Raw genomic sequence first — 19,177 nt, 5'->3', positions numbered from 1 at the left:
GGGCCTTCTCAGCTACTCAAACGATCAGCGGAAGTCGCGACCGAAGTCGTAGTCGTCCAGCGGAACAGCGGCACCGGTGCCCGAACCGAACACGTCCGGGGTGTAGTAACCGTCGTCGTAGGACGGGATCGCGTAAGCCGCGACCCGGGCCTCCTCGGTCGGCTGAACCTGGATGTTCCGGTACTTGTTGATGCCGGTACCGGCCGGGATCAACTTACCGATGATCACGTTCTCCTTGAGGCCCACGAGCTTGTCCGAGCGGCCGTTGATGGCCGCGTCGGTCAGGACGCGCGTGGTCTCCTGGAACGAGGCCGCCGACAGCCACGAGTCCGTGGTCAGCGAGGCCTTCGTGATGCCCATCAGCACCGGGCGGCCCGAAGCCGGCTCGCCACCCTCGGCGACCGCGGCGCGGTTCGTCGCCTCGAACTTGGTCCGCTCGGGCAGCTCGCCCGGCAGGAAGTCCGTGGCACCGGAGTCGATGATCGTCACGCGGCGCAGCATCTGCCGCACGATGACCTCGATGTGCTTGTCGTGGATCGACACACCCTGCGCGCGGTACACCTTCTGGACCTCGTCGGTGAGGTGCATCTGCGCCTCACGCGGGCCCATCACGCGGAGCACCTCGTGCGGGTCGGGCGTGCCCTCGAGCAGCTGCTGACCGACCGCGACGTGGTCGCCGTCGCCCAGCGGGCCGTTCGGGGTGTTGGCGAGCCGCTGCCGCTTGGACAGCTTGTCGAAGACGATCTCCTCCGACCCGTCGTCCGGGATCAGGGTGATCTTCCAGAACCGCTCGCTCTCCTCGATCCGCACGCGGCCGTCGACGTCCGCGATCGGCGCCTTGCCCTTCGGCACGCGAGCCTCGAAGAGCTCCGTGACACGGGGCAGACCGGTCGTGATGTCGTCACCGGCGACACCACCCTGGTGGAACGTACGCATCGTCAGCTGCGTACCCGGCTCACCGATCGACTGGGCGGCGACGATGCCGACGGCCTCGCCGACGTCGACGAGCTGGCCCGTCGCCATCGAGCGGCCGTAGCAGGTCGCGCACACACCGACCGCCGACTCGCAGGTCAGGACCGAGCGGACCTTGACCTTCGAGATGCCGCTGGAGAGCAGCTTCTCGATGGCCGGGTCGCCCACGTCGTCGCCCGCGTTGAGCACGACGTTGCCCTTGGCGTCCACCGCGTCCGTCGCGAGGTTCCGCGCGTACACGCTGGTCTCCACGTGCTGGTCGCGGATCACCTTGCCGTCGCCGACGTCCTCGCCGACGACCATGGAGATACCGCGGGTGGTGCCGCAGTCGATCTCGCGGACGATGACGTCCTGCGAGACGTCCACCAGACGACGGGTCAGGTAACCCGAGTCGGCGGTACGGAGAGCCGTGTCCGCCAGACCCTTCCGGGCACCGTGCGTCGCGATGAAGTACTCCGCCACCGACAGGCCTTCACGGAAGTTGGCCTTGATCGGACGCGGGATGTACTCACCCTTCGGGTTCGACACCAGGCCACGCATACCGGCCAGCGACCGGACCTGCGTCATGTTGCCCGCCGCGCCCGACTTCACGATCATGGCGATCGGGTTGTCGTCCGGCAGCGCCGTCTCCATGATCTTGTGGACCTCTTCGGTGGCCTGCGTCCACACCTTGACGAGCTCGTTGTTGCGCTCGGTGTGGGACAGCTGACCACGCTGGTACCGCTTCTCGACCTGGTCGGCCTTGCCCTCGTACTCGTCGAGGATGGCCTTCTTGCCCTCCGGCACGAGCACGTCGGAAATGGCCACCGTGACGCCCGAGCGGGTCGCCCAGTAGAAACCGGCGTCCTTGAGCTTGTCCAGCGTCTGCGCCACCTGCGTCATCGAGTAACGCTCGGCGAGGTCGTTCACGATCGCGGCCTGACGCTTCTTCGGCATCGGCTCGTTCACGAACGGGTAGTCCGCCGGCAGCAGGTCGTTGAACAGCACGCGGCCCAGGGTCGTCTCGGCCAGCCACGTCTTGCCCGGCTCCCAGCCGTTCTCCGCGAGACGCGCTTCGTCGGCCTTGGCCGGCTGGCGGTCCGTGACGCGGATCTTGATGGGGGCGTGCAGGCTCAGCGCCTTGCGGTCGAACGCCATGATCGCCTCGGCCGGCGAGGAGTAGGCGTTGCCCGCACCCTCGGCCTTCTCGTTGAGGCGGGTCAGGTGGAACAGACCCGTGACCATGTCCAGACGCGGCATGGCGAGCGGACGGCCCGACGCCGGCGACAGGATGTTGTTCGCCGACAGCATCAGGATGCGGGCCTCGGCCTGGGCCTCGGCCGACAGCGGCAGGTGCACCGCCATCTGGTCACCGTCGAAGTCCGCGTTGAACGCCTCACAGACCAGCGGGTGCAGCTGGATGGCCTTGCCTTCCACCAGCTGCGGCTCGAAGGCCTGGATGCCGAGGCGGTGCAGGGTCGGTGCGCGGTTCAGCATCACCGGGTGGCCGGTGATGACCTCTTCGAGCACGTCCCACACCTGCGGGCGCGAGCGCTCCACCATCCGCTTGGCGGACTTGATGTTCTGCGCGTGGTTCAGGTCGACCAGCCGCTTCATGACGAACGGCTTGAACAGCTCCAGCGCCATGTCCTTCGGCAGACCGCACTGGTGCAGCTTCAGCTGCGGGCCGACGATGATGACCGAACGGCCCGAGTAGTCCACGCGCTTGCCGAGCAGGTTCTGGCGGAACCGGCCCTGCTTGCCCTTGAGCAGGTCGGACAGCGACTTCAGCGGCCGGTTGCCCGGGCCGGTGACGGGACGGCCGCGGCGGCCGTTGTCGAACAGCGCGTCGACGGCCTCCTGCAGCATCCGCTTCTCGTTGTTCACGATGATCTCGGGCGCGCCGAGGTCGATGAGCCGCTTGAGGCGGTTGTTGCGGTTGATCACGCGGCGGTACAGGTCGTTCAGGTCCGACGTCGCGAAGCGGCCACCGTCGAGCTGCACCATCGGGCGCAGGTCCGGCGGGATGACCGGCACGGCGTCGAGCACCATGCCGCGCGGGTCGTTGCCGGTCGCCTGGAAGGCGGCCACGACCTTGAGGCGCTTGAGCGCGCGCAGCTTCTTCTGGCCCTTGCCGTTGCGGATGGTGTCGCGCAGGCTGTCGGCCTCGGCGGCGACGTCGAACTCGGTGGCCAGCTTCTGGATGGCCTCCGCGCCCATGCCGCCGGTGAAGTACTCGCCGTAGCGGTCGACGAGCTCGCGGTACAGCAGCTCGTCGGCGATCAGCTGACGCGCGTCGAGCTTCGTAAAGGTCGTCCAGACCTCCTCGAGGCGGTCGAGCTCGCGGCCGGCGCGGTCGCGCAGCTGACGCATCTCGCGCTCGCCGCCTTCCTTGACCTTGCGGCGCACGTCGGACTTGGCGCCCTCCGCCTCCAGCTCGGCCAGGTCGGCTTCCAGCTTCTGCGCGCGAGCCTCGATGTCCGCGTCACGCTTCGTCTCGAGGTTCTTGCGCTCGACGCCGATCTCGTTCTCGAGGGTCGGCAGGTCGTTGTGGCGCAGCTCCGCGTTCACGCCCGTGATGACGTAGGCCGCGAAGTAGATGATCTTCTCGAGGTCCTTCGGCGCCAGGTCCAGCAGGTAGCCCAGGCGGGAGGGAACACCCTTGAAGTACCAGATGTGGGTGACGGGCGCGGCCAGCTCGATGTGGCCCATCCGCTCACGGCGCACCTTGGCGCGGGTCACCTCGACGCCGCAGCGCTCACAGATGATGCCCTTGAAGCGGACGCGCTTGTACTTGCCGCAGTAGCACTCCCAGTCCCGGGTCGGGCCGAAGATCTTCTCGCAGAAGAGGCCGTCCTTCTCGGGCTTGAGCGTCCGGTAGTTGATGGTCTCCGGCTTCTTGACCTCGCCGTACGACCACTGACGGATGTCGTCAGCCGTGGCGAGACCAATGCGGAGCTCATCGAAGAAATTGACGTCCAGCACGTCTATGTCCCCTTGGGGTTGTTTCGGCTAGAGGGGTCGGCGGTGGAGCGGGGACCCACGGGAGGCAGGTCCCCGCTCGACACCGGTCAGTGCACGACGTCGTCCACGCTGGGCGACTCGTTGCGGGACAGGTTGATGCCGAGGTTGGCCGCGGCGCGCTCGAGGTCCTCGTCGTCGGAGTCGCGCATCTCGATGGCCGCACCGTCGCTGGAGAGCACCTCGACGTTCAGGCACAGCGACTGGAGCTCCTTCAGGAGCACCTTGAACGACTCCGGGATACCCGGCTCGGGGATGTTCTCCCCCTTGACGATGGCCTCGTACACCTTCACGCGGCCGACCACGTCGTCCGACTTGATCGTGAGCAGCTCCTGCAGCGTGTAGGCAGCGCCGTACGCCTGCATCGCCCAGCACTCCATCTCACCGAAGCGCTGGCCACCGAACTGCGCCTTACCACCCAGCGGCTGCTGCGTGATCATCGAGTACGGGCCGGTGGAGCGGGCGTGGATCTTGTCGTCGACCAGGTGGTGCAGCTTCAGGATGTACATGTAGCCGACGGACACCGGGTACGGGTACGGCTCGCCGGAGCGGCCGTCGAACAGCGTGGCCTTGCCGTTCTCCTTGACCATGCGCTCGCCGTCGCGGTTCGGCTTGGTCGAGCCCAGCAGCCCGGTGAGCTCCTCTTCCTTCGCGCCGTCGAACACCGGGGTGGCGGTGTTCGTGTTCGGCGCGACGTCGTAGAGCTCCTCGGAGAGGTTCTTCGCCCACTCCGGGTTGCCCTCGATCGTCCAGCCCTGCGACGCCAGCCAGCCCAGGTGCAGCTCGAGGATCTGGCCGATGTTCATCCGTCGCGGAACACCGTGGGTGTTCAGGATGATGTCGACCGGCGTGCCGTCCTCCATGAAGGGCATGTCCTCGGCGGGCAGGATCTTGCCGATGACGCCCTTGTTGCCGTGGCGGCCGGCGAGCTTGTCGCCCGGCTGGATCTTGCGCTTCTGGGCCACGTAGACGCGGACCAGCTCGTTGACGCCCGGGGGCAGCTCGTCGTCGTCCTCGCGCGAGAACACGCGGATGCCGATGACCTTGCCGGTCTCGCCGTGCGGCACCTTCAGCGAGGTGTCGCGGACTTCGCGGGCCTTCTCACCGAAGATCGCGCGCAGCAGGCGCTCTTCCGGCGTCAGCTCGGTCTCGCCCTTCGGCGTGACCTTGCCGACCAGGATGTCGCCGTCGCGGACCTCGGCACCGATGCGGATGATGCCGCGCTCGTCGAGGTCGGCGAGCACCTCCTCGGAGACGTTCGGGATGTCCCGGGTGATCTCCTCGGCGCCCAGCTTGGTGTCGCGGGCGTCGATCTCGTGCTCCTCGATGTGGATCGACGTGAGCACGTCGTCCTGCACCAGACGCTCGGAGAGGATGATCGCGTCCTCGTAGTTGTGGCCCTCCCACGGCATGACCGCCACGAGCAGGTTCTTGCCCAGCGCCATCTCACCGTTCTCGGTGGACGGGCCGTCGGCGATGACCTGGCCCTTCTCGACGCGGTCACCCTCGTCGACGATCGGGCGGTGGTTGAAGCACGTGCCGTGGTTGGAGCGGCGGAACTTGTACAGTCCGTAGCTCTTCCGCGTGCCGTCGTCGTGCATGATCGTGATGATGTCCGCGGACAGCTCCTCGACCACGCCGGCCTGCTCGGCCACGAGGACGTCACCGGCGTCGACCGCAGCACGCAGCTCCACACCCGTGCCCACGTACGGGGCCTGGTTGCGCAGCAGCGGCACGGCCTGGCGCTGCATGTTCGCGCCCATCAGCGCGCGGTTCGCGTCGTCGTGCTCCAGGAACGGGATCATCGCGGTGGCGACGGAGACCATCTGCCGCGGCGACACGTCCATGTAGTCGATCTCGAGCGGGTCGATCAGCTCGACCTCGCCGCCCTTGCGGCGACCCAGGACCTTGCTCTCGACGAAGTGGCCGTCGTCGGTGATCGGCGCGTTGGCCTGCGCCTTGACGAAGCGGTCTTCCTCGTCGGCCGTGAGGTAGTCGACCTGGTCGGTGACCTGGCCCTCGACGACCTTGCGGTACGGCGTCTCGATGAAACCGAACGGGTTGACCCGCGCGTAGGAGCAGAGCGAACCGATCAGGCCGATGTTCGGGCCTTCCGGCGTCTCGATCGGGCACATGCGGCCGTAGTGCGACGGGTGGACGTCACGGACCTCCATGCCGGCGCGCTCACGGGACAGACCGCCGGGGCCCAGCGCCGAGAGGCGGCGCTTGTGGGTCAGGCCCGACAGCGGGTTGTTCTGGTCCATGAACTGCGACAGCTGCGAGGTGCCGAAGAACTCCTTGATCGCCGCGCCGATCGGGCGGATGTTGATCAGGGTCTGCGGCGTGATCGCTTCGACGTCCTGCGTGGTCATGCGCTCGCGCACGACGCGCTCGGTGCGGGAGAGGCCGACCCGGATCTGGTTCTGGATCAGCTCGCCCACCGTGCGCAGGCGGCGGTTGCCGAAGTGGTCGATGTCGTCGGTCTCGACCGGCACCTCGACGTTCGACACGCTGGTCATCTTGTCCTCGCCGGCGTGGAGCCGGACCAGGTACTCGATGGCCGAGACGATGTCCTCTTCGGTCAGCGTGCCGGTGTCGTACGGGGTGTCGAGACCGAGCTTCTTGTTGACCTTGTAGCGGCCGACCTTGGCCAGGTCGTAGCGCTTCGGCTTGAAGAACAGGTTCTCCAGCAGCGTCTGCGCGCTCTCCTTCGTGGGCGGCTCGCCCGGACGGAGCTTGCGGTAGATGTCGAGCAGCGCCTCGTCGGTGCCGGCGGTGTGGTCCTTCTCGAGGGTGGCCAGCAGCGTCTCCGAGAAGGAGAAGCGCTCGCGGATCGCCTCGGTGGTCCAGCCCAACGCCTTCAGCAGCACGGTGACCGGCTGGCGGCGCTTGCGGTCGATGCGCACGCCGACGGTGTCGCGCTTGTCGACGTCGAACTCGAGCCACGCACCGCGGCTCGGGATGACGCGCACGCTGAAGACGTCCTTGTCGGTCGTCTTGTCGACACTGCTGTCGAAGTACACGCCCGGAGAACGCACGAGCTGGGACACGACGACCCGCTCCGTGCCGTTGATGATGAAGGTGCCCTTGTCCGTCATCACCGGGAAGTCGCCGAGGAAGACCGTCTGGCTCTTGATCTCACCGGTGTTGTTGTTGACGAACTCCGCCGTGACGAACAGCGGGGCCGCGTAGGTCATGTCCTTGTCCTTGCACTCCTCGATCGAGGCCTTGACCTCGTCGAAGCGCGGGGCGGAGAAGGACAGCGACATGGAACCGGAGAAGTCCTCGATCGGGGAGATCTCGTTGAGGACCTCCTCCAGGCCGCCGACCGGGTTCTCGTCACCTTCGTTGACGCGGCGCTCGAACCACGCCTCGTCGCCGGTGAACCACTGGAACGACTGGAGCTGCACGTCCAGCAGGTTGGGGGTGTTAAGGGGCTCGCGAATCTTTGCGAAGGAGACCCGCTTGGGCGCGCCGGGGATACCCGTGGACTCCGAGCGGGATACAGCCGAGGTGGTCGCAGCAGTGGCCTGGTTCGCGGGAGAGACTGCCAAGATGCGTCCTTCCGGGGACAATGAGCGGTGAGCAGCCGCAATGGCAACAGGTGCCGTCGCGGACTGTCAGGGGTGCCGTGTGCCCACTATCCTAACTACCGGCTCCGGGCAGCCTGAAAGAGGGCAGCGCAAAGAGGCAGTCTAGCCCGAACGACGCGGTCTGTCCAGGGGGCGCTCCCGATGGGGCCCAGCCTGCCTCGCGGCGTTGTAGCAATGCCTCCGGCCTGCCCGGGTTCTGCGTCCCTCCCGCAAGGTTCGCGCTCCCGGCCGTGACCGTTGGCAGTAAGCCTGAACCCACGACGCCTTCGAGTCAAGATGCCACTCGGGGGTCCGACCGGTTGGCGCAGCGTCGATCGGGGCATGCGGAGGGTGACAAGCGGGATGATCATCCCGCTTACCCGCCGGTACCTGGGGAATCGCGGTCGAGGGGCGGGTTGGGTGCGGGTTTAAACGGTGTTCTGCGTCACGAATCGGGGTTGTGGGGTGAGTGGTCCAGTCGGCCCAGGGTGAGGTGTGAGGTCGCGGACGAGGGCCCGTCGCGGGCTGGTTGTGGCGGGCCGGGTGGGCTGGTCCACAGCCTGCGGAGCCCGGGTGCGGTGAGCGGCTGAGGGCGGGTGGCAGGCACAGTGGTGTTCCGTGACCCGTGGGGCCGGGTGTGATTCCCGGATGAAGGGCCGCCGGGATCCTCGTGGCGGGTTGCTCGTGGCGGCTCGAGGAGATAGGCCGCGACCTGCGGGACCGCGCGCAGCGCCCCGCCGAGAGCCGGCGGCAGCCCCCTCATGCCGCATCCGACTGAGCCGGTCCGTGGCCTGCGAGACCACGCGCAGCGTCCCGCCGAGGGCCGGGGCAGCCCCCTCATGCCGCATCCAACGGAACCGGTCCGCGACCTGCGGGACCACGCACAGCGCCCCGCCGAGAGCCGGCGACAGCCCGCTCATGCCGCATCCGACGGAACCGGTCCGCGACCTACGAGACCACGCACAGCGCCCCGCCGAGAGCCGGCGACAGCCTCCTCACGGCGGGTCCGGGTGAACCGGTCCGTGACCTGCGGGCCGGGTGTGGTGCCCGGCTGAAGGACGTTCGGGCGCCTTGGGTCACCGGCAGTTTGGCCGGCCGTGGGCAACTCGGCGCGCCACGGGGAGCTCGGCGCTTGCCCGCAGGCCACCGGCCGGCTCGCGTGACCCGTGGGGCCGAGATCCGCGGTACGTCCGGGCAGACAAATCCGGCATCGGCGCGATTGCGTGTCCACCCGGCGAGATTGTCCGGGTTTCGTAAATTCCCCACCGCTAAAATCGGATCCGATCCTGGTCGCCGGCTCACGACGGAGGGTTCATGGTCGGGAACGGGACCGCTCGCCGCTCCGCCGTGGTCCTCACCGTCGCGCTGGCCGTACTCACCGTCGGAGGCACTCAGGCCATGGCCGCATCCGAAAAGACCGTCACAGACACCACCGGCGCCGCGGGCCACGCGTTCGGCCGGCTCGGGCCGCTCACCGACCTGGTGGTCGAGCGGCTGCGGGTGGGTGATCGCGTGGCCGCGTCGAAGTTCGGCACCGACAAGCCCATCGACGATCCGGCGCGGGAGGAGCAGGAGCTGGCCGCGGTGCGCACGCGCGCGTTCGCGCTCGGGCTGGACCCCGAGCGCACGGCCGCGTTCTTCTCCGACCAGATCACCGCCAGCAAGGTCGTGCAGCGGGGGCTGTTCGACCGCTGGACCGCGCACCCCGGGCAGGCGCCCACGACGCGCCCGGACCTCACCGAGATCCGCGCCGAGCTGGACGAGCTCACGACGTCACTGCTGACCGAGCTGGTGGCCACGAACGACGTCCGCGAGCCCGGCGCCCCCTGCCGCGTGGACGTGCTCGAGGCACAGATCTCGGCCGACGTCGTCGACCACCTCGACGAGCTGCACCGCACCGCGCTGCGCACGGCCCTGCAGTCGCTCTGCTGAGGGCCCGACCGCAAAGCAAGAGGCCCGGCACCCGCTCAAGGCGGGCACCGGGCCTTCTGCTTGGACCTTACTTCGACGGCGGCGGCGAAGCCGGGGCCGACGAGGCCGGCGCGTTGGCCGCGGGCGGCGGCGGGGCCTTGTACGTGTCGAGGTCGGTGATCTTCCACGTGTCACCCTGCAGCTGCGCGTCGACGTGCAGCTGGGCCGAGCCGGCGGTGGTCTGCTTGGTGTCGGCGCGCGTGGAGGTCTGGTCCACGAACACCATCACGCGCGCGAGGTCGCCGTTGAGCATGATCACGGCGCTGCGCGTGACCTTGCAGGTCACCACCATCTTCTGCTGCGGAGCGAGGCGCTTCACCTCGCCCATGAGCGAGTTGTACTTGGCCTTGACGCTGTCGTTGGCGAGCAGGCCGTTGGCGGCGTCCTCGGTCTTCTTGATGTTGTTGTAGTCGTAGGAGAACAGCGCCTCGGTGGCCTTGGAGACCTGGTCCTTGACCTGCGCGGTCTTCGCGACGTCCAGCAGCGCCGTGTTGCTGGTGGAGTCGGCGGCGTCGTCGTAGCCGAGCTTGAAGAACACCGCGCCCGCGGCGAACACCAGGCCCACCACGAGCAGCACGACGGTCAGCGCGACCGTGCGGTCCCGGCGCGGCTGCTTCGCCCACGGCGGCGGCACGACAGGAGCGCCGGCGGCCTCCTGCTCGGCCTCGTCGACGTCCACGGGCTTCGCGCGGCCCGAGTCCCGGCGCTTGCGGCGGGGAGCCGTGCGGACAGGTTCGTCGGTTTCCCCAGGAGCTTCGGTGTCCACGGCCTCGCCGGTGAGGGCGTCGACCACCGCTTCGTCCTCGGCCGCGGTGGCCACGTCAGAAGCGTCGGAAGCGTCCGAAGTGTCCTCCGTGGCCAGCCCCCGCGACCGCGAGATCCCCGCGCTCTTCGGGAACCGGATCTCCTGCGTGACCTCGGACGGGTCCGCGCTGGTCAGCGGGCCGGTCCGCGGCACCGGACGCGGGCGCGGCTTGGCGGCGGGAGCGGGCGCGGCGGTCGGCCGCTCGTCGGTGGACGCAGGTGCCGCGTCCGCGCTCGACGGCTTGCGCAGCCCGGCGACCCTCGGCCGGCGGGCCGGCGGGGTGCTGCTGCGGGGCGGCTGGCGGCGGGAGGGGGGCACTAGGAGAACTCCGTTCTGCGGTGAAGCTACTGGCCGGAGGCGACGAGGGGGACGTTGTCGATGCCGGACAGCTTCCAGTCGTTCCCGACGCGGGTCATCGAGACCTCCAGGCGCAGCGCCTTCGAGGAGCTCTGCGCGCCCTGGGTGACGTCGGTGGTGATGGCGGCCAGGAAGCTGGCCTTGCCCTCGTGGTCGTCGAGCTCCTCGACCGCGATGTCCTGCACGGTCGTGGTGACCTTCGTCTTCGCGTCGGTCAGCGCCTTGCCGTAGGTGGGCTTCAGCTGGTCGATCTGCTTGGCCATGTCGTCGTCGGACACGGCCTTCTGGCGGGCGAAGACGGCGTCGAGGTTCTGGTAGTCCACCTCGGTGTAGGCCTTCACGGCGTTGGCGCCCGCCTTCACGACGTCGTCACGCGACTGCGCCAGTGCCGCGTTCTCCCCCGTGCCCGCGACCCACCACATGATTCCGAAGACCACCGCGACCACGAAGGCGGCGAGCGCGAACGCCCCGGCGCCGAAGAGCCACACGCGCGGCGAGCCCGGCAGGGACCGCTTGGCCGACGAGGCGGCCGACGCGGTCTCCGAAGCGGAAGCCGGGGCCTCCGGCGGCGACGAGGTCACCTCTTCCTCGGCGGCGGCCTGTTCGGAACTCATATCACTCCAGGGTAGGTAACGGTCATCAAATCCTCGTCAGCGCCGACCACCTCAACCGGCGAGGCCGAGCAGCGCTCCCAGGCTGTTCAACGAGACACCCGGGCTTCCGGCTACGCCCGGCACGGCGGCGTCGCGCATGTCCTGCAGCTCCTGGGCCGGACGGCCGGCGTTGGCGTCCACGTCGGCCTGCGACGGCGCGACCGGGGCCCCGCCGTACGGCGCGTTCTGCGAGCCGCGGACGTTGATCGGGCTGCCCTTGGGCTCGGCACAGTACACATTGTCGTCGGCCGGTCGGGGCGACGTGTCGGCCCCTGTGCGGTATTGGCTGTAGGGCAGGTAGCCCTTCGTGCAGGCCGGCGGGTTGAACAGGTTCAGCACGAGCCCGAGGTGGGCGGTGCCGTCGCCCGGCGCCACGCTCGAGGCCGCGCCGGCCAGCGCCGGGTAGGTCACCAGGCCCTGCTCGATGCCGTCGAGGCGGGTCACGGTGACGTTGGCCGTGGTCAGCAGGTTCGCCGTGAGCGCGCCCAGGCCCGGCCCGGTCTCGTTGACGACCTGGTCGATCTGCGCCGCGACCTGCGGCGTGATGCCGATGAGCTTGCGCAGGTCACCGTCGGAGTTCTTCAGCGTGCCGGTGAGCTCGTTGAGGTTCTTGGAGAAGTCCGCGAAGTTCGACGCCTCGTGGTTCTGCGTGTCCAGCGCCTGGCCGCCGGCGTCGAGCAGCTGCACGGTCTGCGGCAGGTACTGCTGGGCCGTGGCCGTGAAGCTCTGCGCGGTGTCGAGCAGCTGCTGCAGGTCACCGCCGGTGCCGCGGAACGCGTCGTAGGACTCGTCCACGACCGTGCGCAGCGAGTCGGTGGGCACCGAGGCCGCCAGCGAGTCGAGGTCGGACAGCAGCCGGTCGGTGCTGACCGGCACGGTCGTCTTCGCCGCCGGGATCACCGAGCCGCCCGCGAGGTACGGACCCTTGTCGTTCTTCGGCCGCAGGTCCACGTACTGCTCGCCCACGGCCGAGCGGTTGGCGACCACGGCGTCGAGGTCCGCGGGCACCTGCGGCGCCGACGGGTCGATGACGAGGTCGGCCTCCAGGCCGGTCTGCGTGAGCCGCAGCTGGCCGACGCGCCCGATGTTGAAGCCGCGGTAGGTCACCTCGGCGTTGGTGAAGATGCCACCCGACTCGTTGAGCTCGAGTTTCACCGTGTAGCCGCTGCTGCCGAACACCGAGCCGAGGCCGGCGAAGCGGATCAGGGCGTAGACGAGCGCCACGATCGAAATGATCGCGAAGGCCACGAGCTGGAACTTCGTCTTGCGCAGCAACATCAGCCCGCACCTCCCGAGAGGATCCCGAAGAGCCCGGACAGCCCGCCCTGCGACGGCTGGCCACCGCCCTGGCCACCACTGGAGTTCGGCTTCGCGTTCGACCCCGACTGGCCCCCGAGCGGTAGCAGCGGCGGCTGGTCGCCCTGCGTGCCACCGGTAAGGCCCGGCACCGGCAGCAGGTTCGACAGCGGGTTGTCCCGGCTGCGGCCCAGGTTGTCGATGATGTCCTTGAGGTTCAGGTCGACCTTCGCGAAGAGGTTGAAGTAGTCGCCCTTCACGTCGTCGTAGGCCTGGTCGGTGAACGGAAAGGTCAGCAGGATCTGCAGCGCCTGCGGCAGGTCGTTGCCCGCCTCGCCGAGCTTCTGCAGCGTCGGCGTGAGCGCCTTGAGGTCGGCCACGAGGTCCGCCTTGCTCTTGTTCACCGTGTCGGTGGCGACACCGGAGAGGTTGTTCAGCGCGTTGAGCATGGTCACGAGCTGGCCGCGCTGCTGCTCCAGCACACCGATGCCGGGGCCCAGGTTGTCGACGGCGCCCACCAGCTTGTCCTTCTGGTCCCTGAGCGTCATCGAGAGCCGGTCGAGCCCGTCGAGCGCGCGGGTGATGTTGCGCGACTGCTCGTCGAGGTTGGTCACGAGCTCGTTGGCGTTGTCCAGCAACGCCTTGATGTCGGGCTCCTTGCCCGACGTCGCGTTGTTCAGCTCCTTGGTGATGGTGTTGAGCTGCTCGACGCCACCGCCGTTCAGCAGCAGCGACAACGCGCCGAGCACCTCTTCGACCTCGACGTCGCGGCCGGTGCGCGCGAGCGGGATCGTGGCGTTGTTCGCGAGCGTGCCCTGCGCCTGGCCGTCACCGGGCGAGGAGAGCTCCACGTACTTCTCGCCGAGCAGGCTCGACTGCTTCACGTTGGCCAGCGCGTTGGCCGGCAGCTTCACGTCGCCGTTGATCTCCACGGTGACCTCGGCGTGCCAGCCGTCGGGGGTGAGCCCCACGGATTCGACCTGGCCGACGGGCACCTCGTTGACCTTCACGCCGGCCTGCGGCACGAGGTCCAGCACGTCGGCGAACTGCACCTTGACCTTGTACGGGTGGCTGCCGAGATCGGCGCCACCGGGCAGCGGCACGTCGTAGATGCCGGTGAACCCACAGCCGGACAGCAGCAGCGCGGACACCGTGGTGACGGCGCCGGCGGCGGCGAACTTCCTGAGGCGCTTCATCGGCTCAGCTCCCCGTCCCGTAGACCTGGCCCGCGAGCGGGAGCGGCAGTGGTGGCAGCTGGCCGTTGGACATGGCCTGCACCACCTGCGCCGTCGAGGGCAGCGGCACGAGGCCGTCGACGACACCGGCGATCGAGCCGCACGTGTCGCCGAGCAGCTTGAGCGCGTCGGGCGTCTGCTTGAGCAGGTTGCAGACCATCACCAGCGGCGGCTGGGTGAGCTCGTTGAGGTTCGGCCGCGCGTCGAGCGTGCCCGAGGAGCCGTTGTAGACGTTCACGAGGTTCGACAGCGCCACCGGCGCCACGTCGAGGATCTCGGCGAGCGCGCTGCGCTGGTCCACGAGCACCTTGGTGACACTGGCCAGCTTGTCCACATTGGACTTGAGCCGGCCGCGGTTCTGCTCGATGAAGCCCTGCACCGACTGCAGCGTGGTGCTCAGCTGCTGCACGGTGGCGGCGAGGTCGTCCTTCTCCCCCGCCAGGTACCCGCTCACGTCGGCGAGCTGGCTCTCGAACTGGCGCACCTGGCTGTCGCTGTTGACCAGCGTCTGCGAGAACTGGCCGAGGTTCTGCACGGTCTGGAACAGGTCGTCCTTGTTGCCGGCGAGCGTGCCGGACGCCTGGCCGAGCTTGGCGATCGTGTCGTGCAGGGCCTGGCCGTTGCCGTCCACGTTCTTCGCGACGGTGTTGAGCAGGTCCGAGAGCGAGCCGTTCTTGTTGGCGCCGTTGGGGCCGAGGGTCTCGCTCACCTTCGCGAGGCTCGCGGCGAGCTGGTCGACCTCGAGCGGGACTTCGGTGCGGTTGAGCGGGATCACGGCGCCGTCGGAGATCTTCGGGCCGCCGGTGTACGCGGGCGCGAGCTGGATGTAGCGGTCGCTGACCAGCGACGGCGAGACGATCAGCGCCTTCGCGTCGGCGGGCACCGGCACCGATCGGTCGTACTCGAAGTCCACGCGCACCTGGTTGCCCATGGGCTGGACCTTGGTGACCGTGCCGAGGTCGACGCCGAGCATCCGCACGCTGTTGCCCTCGTAGAGGCCGACGGCGCCGGAAAAGTACGCGGTGAGGTGGTTGCGCCCCGCGTCCTTGAGCGTCCACCAGATGCCGCCCGCGACCACGAGGGCGAGCACGACGGCGATGGACGCGCCGCGCAGGAGCGACTGGCCGAACCGGGTGTCACTCATTTCGTGTAGCACCCCTCTTGGTTGAGCGGGCCGACCGAGGGCAGCACCAGGCCGCAGATGTAGTTGTCGAACCAGTGCCCGGTGCCGATGGTGTTGGTGAACACGCGCACGAACGGGGCGAACTTGGCGATGCCCTGCGCGAGCGAGTCCTGGTTGCGCTGCAGCATCGACGTCAGCTGGTCCAGCTGCGTGAGCACGGGGTCGAGCTGCTTGTCGTTGTCGTCGACGAGGCCCTGCAGCTGCGTCGCGAGTTCCTTGGAGCCGTCGAGCAGCGCGGTGATGGCCTGCTCGCGCTTGGAGATCTCGTCGAGCAGCTGGTTGCCGTCGGTGATCAGCTTCTGGACCTCGGCGTCGCGGTCGACCAGCGTCTGCGACACCTCGCGGGTGTTGGCCAGCAGGTTCGACAGCTGGGCGTCGCGCGAGGCGATGGTGTCCGAGAGCTTCGACAGGCCCGAGAGCGCGCCCTTCACGTCCTCGGGGGTGTTGGCGAAGGTCTGCGTGATGGTGTCGAAGCTCTTCGCGAGCTGGTCGGTGTTGATGTCGTCGACGGTCTGCGAAAGGCCGCGGAACGCGTCGAGCACGTCGTAGGGCGACATCGTGCGGTCGCGCGGGATCGGCTGGTCCGGGTTGAGCGTGCCGACACCCTGCGGGTCCAGGGACAGGTACTTCTGGCCCAGCAGCGTCTTGATCTTGATCGCGGCCGAGGTCTTGTCGCCGAGCCAGGCGTCCTTGACCTTGAACGACACCTTGACGCTGGCGCCGTCGAGCTTGATCTCGGAGACCTTGCCGACCTTCACGCCGGCGATGCGCACGTCGTTGTCGGTCGTGAGCCCGGCGGCCTCGGAGAACTCGGCGCTGTAGGTCGTGCCGCCGCCGATCACCGGCAGGTCGTCGGAGTTGAGCGCGGCGACGAAGCCGAGCACGAGGACCGCGAGCCCGACCAGGGCGATCGGGACGGGGTTGCGCTTCTGGAAGGACTTCATCCGCTGCACCTCTCCCGGTTGGACGGCAACAGCGGCACGTCGAGCGGCTGGTTGATCAGCGGCGGCAGGGAAACACTGCCCTTGAGCGAGCAGGCGTAGAAGTTGAACCAGGAGCCGTAGTCGGCGGTGCGGGTCAGCGCGCTCACCTTCTGGGGCAGGAACTGGATGAAGTGCTCCAGCGTCGGCTCGTTCTTGTTCAGCTTCGTGGTCAGGTCGCCCAGCGCGCTGATGTCGTCCTTCAGCGGCTGGCGCGCGTCGCCGAGCAGGCCGGCGGTGGTCTGGGCCAGGTTGCCGAGGCTGTCGATCGCGTCGCCGATCGGCTTGCGGTCGGCGGCCAGGCCGGACACCAGCTGCTGCAGTTTCACGATCAGGTCGCTCAGCTGCGGCGTGTGCGCGTTGACCGTGTCGAGCACCGAGTTGAGGTTGTCGATCACCTCGCCGATCACCTTGTCTTTGTCGGCGATCGTGGTGGCCAGCGAAGCGGTGTGCGACAACAAGCTCTCGACGGTGCCGCCCTCGCCCTGCAGGACCTGGATGACCTCGTAGGAGAGCTTGTTGACGTCGTCGGGGTTCAGCGCGGTGAACAGCGGCTTGAACCCGTTGAACAGCTCGGTCAGGTCCAGCGCGGGCGTGGTGCGCTCGAGCGGGATCGTGCCGCCCGGGGGCAGCGTCTTGCCGGAGGTGTCGCTGCCTTCGCCGAGCGAGAGGTAGCGCTGGCCGACGAGGTTGCGGAACTTGATCTGCGCGGTGACACCCGCCGGCAGCTGCCGTCCGGCGTCGACCTCGAAGTCGACCTGCGCCTGGCGCTTGTCGACGATCTTCACGTCCTTCACCGTGCCCACGCGGACGCCGGCGATGCGGACGTCGTCGCCGTTGAGCAGCAGCGTCGCGTCGGTGAAGCGCGCCGAGTAGTCCTTGGTGCTGGTGGTGTTGATGTTCGCGATGCTGATCCCGAGCACGGCGGTGAACAGCACGGTGATCACCACGAAGATCGACAGCTTGATCAGCGGTGCGGCCAGTCCCCTCACTTCACCGTCACCTCCGCACCCCGGTAGAGCGGGCCGACGAGCAGCGAGCCCCACCCGGGGAAGTCACCTTCCGGCATCCCGACCTGCGGGGACACGAGTTGACCGAGGAAGTCGTTCTCCGCGCCCGAGTACGCCGGGTCCCCGCCGCTCGTGCCGCCGCCGAGGCCCGCGGCGTCGGCGAGGAAGTTGCCCGGGTTCACGCCGGTGCTGTGCGAGTTGGGCGACGTCGTGTGGGTGGTGCCGTCCTTGAACGCGCCGTCCGGCGGCTCCTGCGGGAACGGGTTCGGCAGGTTCTTGAGGTCGTAGCAGCGCGGGCCGCGCTTGTCCTCGAACCGCGGCTCGTCCTGACCCGGCTTGTAGGGACCGCGGTTCACGACCACCTCGATCGTCGCGTGCAGGCCGGGCTCGTTCGTACCCTTGCCCAGTGCCTTGTCGACCACCGGCACGAGCTTCGACATCTGCCCGATCACGCACGGGTACTCCGGCGCGTACTTGGCGAGCAGCTCGGCCGTGGGCCGCGCGGTGTCGGCGAGGCTGATGATGTTCTGGGAGTTGGCTTCCAGGAACGACTGCACGTCCTGCGAAGCCGCGGTCAGGTTGCGGTAGAGGCTCGCCAGGTTCTGCTGCTCGTCCACCACGGTGCGGGTGGTCGTGCTCAGGTTGTCGAGGCTCTGCACCAGGTCCGGCGCCGACGCGCTCAGGTTGTCGGAGAAGTCCGCCAGCGCCTTGAGGTTGTGCTGCAGCTGCGGCTCGTGCGGGTTCAGTTTGCCGATGTAGTCGCCCAGCTGCGAGAGCGTCTCGCCGAGCGGCTTGCCGCGGCCCTGCAGCGCGGTGGAGATCGCGGTGAGCGTGCTCGACAGCTTCTGCGGCTGCACCGCCTGGAGCACCGGCAGCAGGTGCTGCAGCGCCTGCTCCAGCTCGATCGCGCCCGAGGTGCGGTCCTGCGGGATCACGTCGCCGTCGGCGAGCGTCTTGGCCGATGGGTTCTTCGGGATCTCGAGCGAGACGTAGCGCTCGCCGAAGAGCGTCTTGGGCAGGAAGCGCGCGGAGACGTTCTCCGGGATCAGCTTCACGTAGTCCGGCTGGAGGTCCAGTGTGAGCTCGGCCCCGTCGCTGGTGGCGGTGATGGTCTTGACCGACCCCACGATCAGGCCGCGCACCTTCACGTCCGACTGCTCCAGCAGCTGGTTGCCGATGCTGTCGGCCTCGAGCTTCACCGTCACGAACTTCGTGAACGCCTTGTCGTACAAGGCGATGCTCAGGGCCACACCTCCCACGAGCAGCGCCACGAGCAGCAGGCCCAAGAGCCTGCGCCGTAGTGTGATCATCCCGCAATCCTCACCGTGACGTCGGTCCCCCAGATGGCGAAACCGATGAAGAAGTTCACGATCGAAACCGTGACGATGGAAAGGCGCACCGCGCGGCCCACCGCCACGCCCACACCGGCCGGCCCACCGGAGGCGCGGTAGCCGAAGTAGCAGTGCGAAAGAATGATCAAGACGCTGAAGATCAGCACCTTGATGAACGAGTACAGAACGTCTTGCGGTGGTAGGAAAAGATCGAAGTAGTGGTCGTAGGTACCCGCTGACTGGCCGTAGATGTAGATGACCACCAGCCGCGACGCGAGGTACGAGCTCAGCAGGCCGATGATGTAGAGCGGGATCACGGCCACGAACCCGGCGATGATCCGCGTGGTCACCAGGTACGGCAGGCTCGGCACACCCATGACTTCCAGCGCGTCGATCTCCTCGGAGATCCGCATGGCGCCCAGCTGCGCGGTGAAGCCGGCGCCGACCGTGGCCGACAGGGCCAGGCCCGCGACGAGCGGCGCGATCTCTCGGGTGTTGAAGAACGCGGTGAGGAAGCCGGTGAACGCCGAGGTGCCGATGGAGTTCAGGGCCGAGTAGCCCTGCAGGCCCACGAGGACACCGGTGAAGAGCGTGAGGCCGACCATCACGCCGACCGTGCCGCCGATGACCGCGAGCGAGCCGGAGCCGAAGCTCACCTCGGCGAGCAGGCGCAGGACTTCCTTCATGTAGCGGCGCAGCGTGCGCGGAGTCCACAGCAGTGCGCGGCCGTAGAAGGACATCTGGTCGCCCAGGGTGTCCAGGGTCTCCAGCGGACGGTGGGCGACGCGCTTGGCACCCGAGATGAACGTCAT

At 68.4% G+C, this 19,177-nt stretch carries 12 protein-coding genes; 1 reads left to right on the top strand and 11 read right to left on the bottom strand.

Annotation, left to right across the window (positions count from 1 at the left end; genetic code table 11):
- Positions 1 to 24: 24 nt before the first annotated feature.
- On the bottom strand, positions 25 to 3,936 hold the full coding sequence (locus tag AB0K15_RS03750; RefSeq protein ID WP_364045195.1) for a DNA-directed RNA polymerase subunit beta': 3,912 nt from the start codon (positions 3,934 to 3,936) through the stop codon (positions 25 to 27).
- Positions 3,937 to 4,022: 86 nt separating this feature from the next.
- Positions 4,023 to 7,526: a DNA-directed RNA polymerase subunit beta gene (locus AB0K15_RS03745; protein ID WP_360597567.1), complete on the bottom strand. Its 3,504-nt coding sequence runs from the start codon at positions 7,524 to 7,526 to the stop codon at positions 4,023 to 4,025.
- Between the two features lie 1,332 nt (positions 7,527 to 8,858).
- Here AB0K15_RS03745 and AB0K15_RS03740 point away from each other — a divergent pair.
- Positions 8,859 to 9,476, top strand: a complete 618-nt coding sequence (locus AB0K15_RS03740; protein ID WP_364045192.1) for a chorismate mutase — start codon at positions 8,859 to 8,861, stop codon at positions 9,474 to 9,476.
- 67 nt (positions 9,477 to 9,543) lie between these two features.
- On the opposite strand, the gene AB0K15_RS03735 is transcribed toward AB0K15_RS03740, so the two are convergent.
- Genes AB0K15_RS03735 through AB0K15_RS03695 form a run of 9 tightly spaced genes read right to left on the bottom strand, consistent with a single transcriptional unit; the run spans position 9,544 to position 19,177 of the window.
- On the bottom strand, positions 9,544 to 10,638 hold the full coding sequence (locus AB0K15_RS03735; protein ID WP_364045190.1) for a hypothetical protein: 1,095 nt from the start codon (positions 10,636 to 10,638) through the stop codon (positions 9,544 to 9,546).
- 26 nt (positions 10,639 to 10,664) lie between these two features.
- Positions 10,665 to 11,291, bottom strand: coding sequence for a hypothetical protein (locus AB0K15_RS03730; RefSeq protein WP_364045188.1), 627 nt, complete (start codon positions 11,289 to 11,291; stop codon positions 10,665 to 10,667).
- 51 nt (positions 11,292 to 11,342) lie between these two features.
- The gene (locus tag AB0K15_RS03725; protein WP_364045186.1) at positions 11,343 to 12,608 is read right to left on the bottom strand and encodes an MlaD family protein; all 1,266 of its coding nucleotides are present in this window, start codon (positions 12,606 to 12,608) and stop codon (positions 11,343 to 11,345) included.
- Positions 12,608 to 13,822 (bottom strand): MCE family protein, encoded by a 1,215-nt coding sequence (locus AB0K15_RS03720; protein WP_364045184.1) that lies wholly within the window; start codon positions 13,820 to 13,822, stop codon positions 12,608 to 12,610. The genes AB0K15_RS03725 and AB0K15_RS03720 overlap by 1 nt, the downstream gene beginning before the upstream one ends.
- 4 nt (positions 13,823 to 13,826) lie before the next feature.
- A complete protein-coding gene (locus AB0K15_RS03715) occupies positions 13,827 to 15,005 on the bottom strand; it encodes an MCE family protein (RefSeq protein WP_364045182.1) in 1,179 nt (392 codons plus the stop codon).
- Positions 15,002 to 15,988 (bottom strand): MCE family protein, encoded by a 987-nt coding sequence (locus tag AB0K15_RS03710; RefSeq protein WP_364045180.1) that lies wholly within the window; start codon positions 15,986 to 15,988, stop codon positions 15,002 to 15,004. The genes AB0K15_RS03715 and AB0K15_RS03710 overlap by 4 nt, the downstream gene beginning before the upstream one ends.
- Positions 15,985 to 17,016: an MCE family protein gene (locus AB0K15_RS03705; protein ID WP_364045178.1), complete on the bottom strand. Its 1,032-nt coding sequence runs from the start codon at positions 17,014 to 17,016 to the stop codon at positions 15,985 to 15,987. The genes AB0K15_RS03710 and AB0K15_RS03705 overlap by 4 nt, the downstream gene beginning before the upstream one ends.
- Positions 17,013 to 18,344, bottom strand: coding sequence for an MCE family protein (locus tag AB0K15_RS03700; RefSeq protein WP_364045176.1), 1,332 nt, complete (start codon positions 18,342 to 18,344; stop codon positions 17,013 to 17,015). Before AB0K15_RS03700 ends, AB0K15_RS03705 begins: the two co-directional genes overlap by 4 nt.
- Positions 18,341 to 19,177, bottom strand: coding sequence for an ABC transporter permease (locus tag AB0K15_RS03695; RefSeq protein WP_360597583.1), 837 nt, complete (start codon positions 19,175 to 19,177; stop codon positions 18,341 to 18,343). The genes AB0K15_RS03700 and AB0K15_RS03695 overlap by 4 nt, the downstream gene beginning before the upstream one ends.

Origin of the sequence: Amycolatopsis sp. NPDC049253, assembly GCF_040678995.1 — a bacterium.
Lineage (GTDB): Bacteria > Actinomycetota > Actinomycetes > Mycobacteriales > Pseudonocardiaceae > Amycolatopsis.
This window is presented reverse-complemented; position numbering and strand designations above follow the sequence as displayed.

Coding starts and splice junctions, on each gene's coding strand:
- AB0K15_RS03695 (WP_360597583.1), bottom strand. CDS start 19,177: ATGACGTTCATCTCGGGTGCCAAGCGCGTCGCCCACCGTCCGCTGGAG.
- AB0K15_RS03730 (WP_364045188.1), bottom strand. CDS start 11,291: ATGAGTTCCGAACAGGCCGCCGCCGAGGAAGAGGTGACCTCGTCGCCG.
- AB0K15_RS03710 (WP_364045180.1), bottom strand. CDS start 15,988: ATGAAGTCCTTCCAGAAGCGCAACCCCGTCCCGATCGCCCTGGTCGGG.
- AB0K15_RS03715 (WP_364045182.1), bottom strand. CDS start 15,005: ATGAGTGACACCCGGTTCGGCCAGTCGCTCCTGCGCGGCGCGTCCATC.
- AB0K15_RS03740 (WP_364045192.1), top strand. CDS start 8,859: ATGGTCGGGAACGGGACCGCTCGCCGCTCCGCCGTGGTCCTCACCGTC.
- AB0K15_RS03725 (WP_364045186.1), bottom strand. CDS start 12,608: ATGTTGCTGCGCAAGACGAAGTTCCAGCTCGTGGCCTTCGCGATCATT.
- AB0K15_RS03700 (WP_364045176.1), bottom strand. CDS start 18,344: ATGATCACACTACGGCGCAGGCTCTTGGGCCTGCTGCTCGTGGCGCTG.
- AB0K15_RS03720 (WP_364045184.1), bottom strand. CDS start 13,822: ATGAAGCGCCTCAGGAAGTTCGCCGCCGCCGGCGCCGTCACCACGGTG.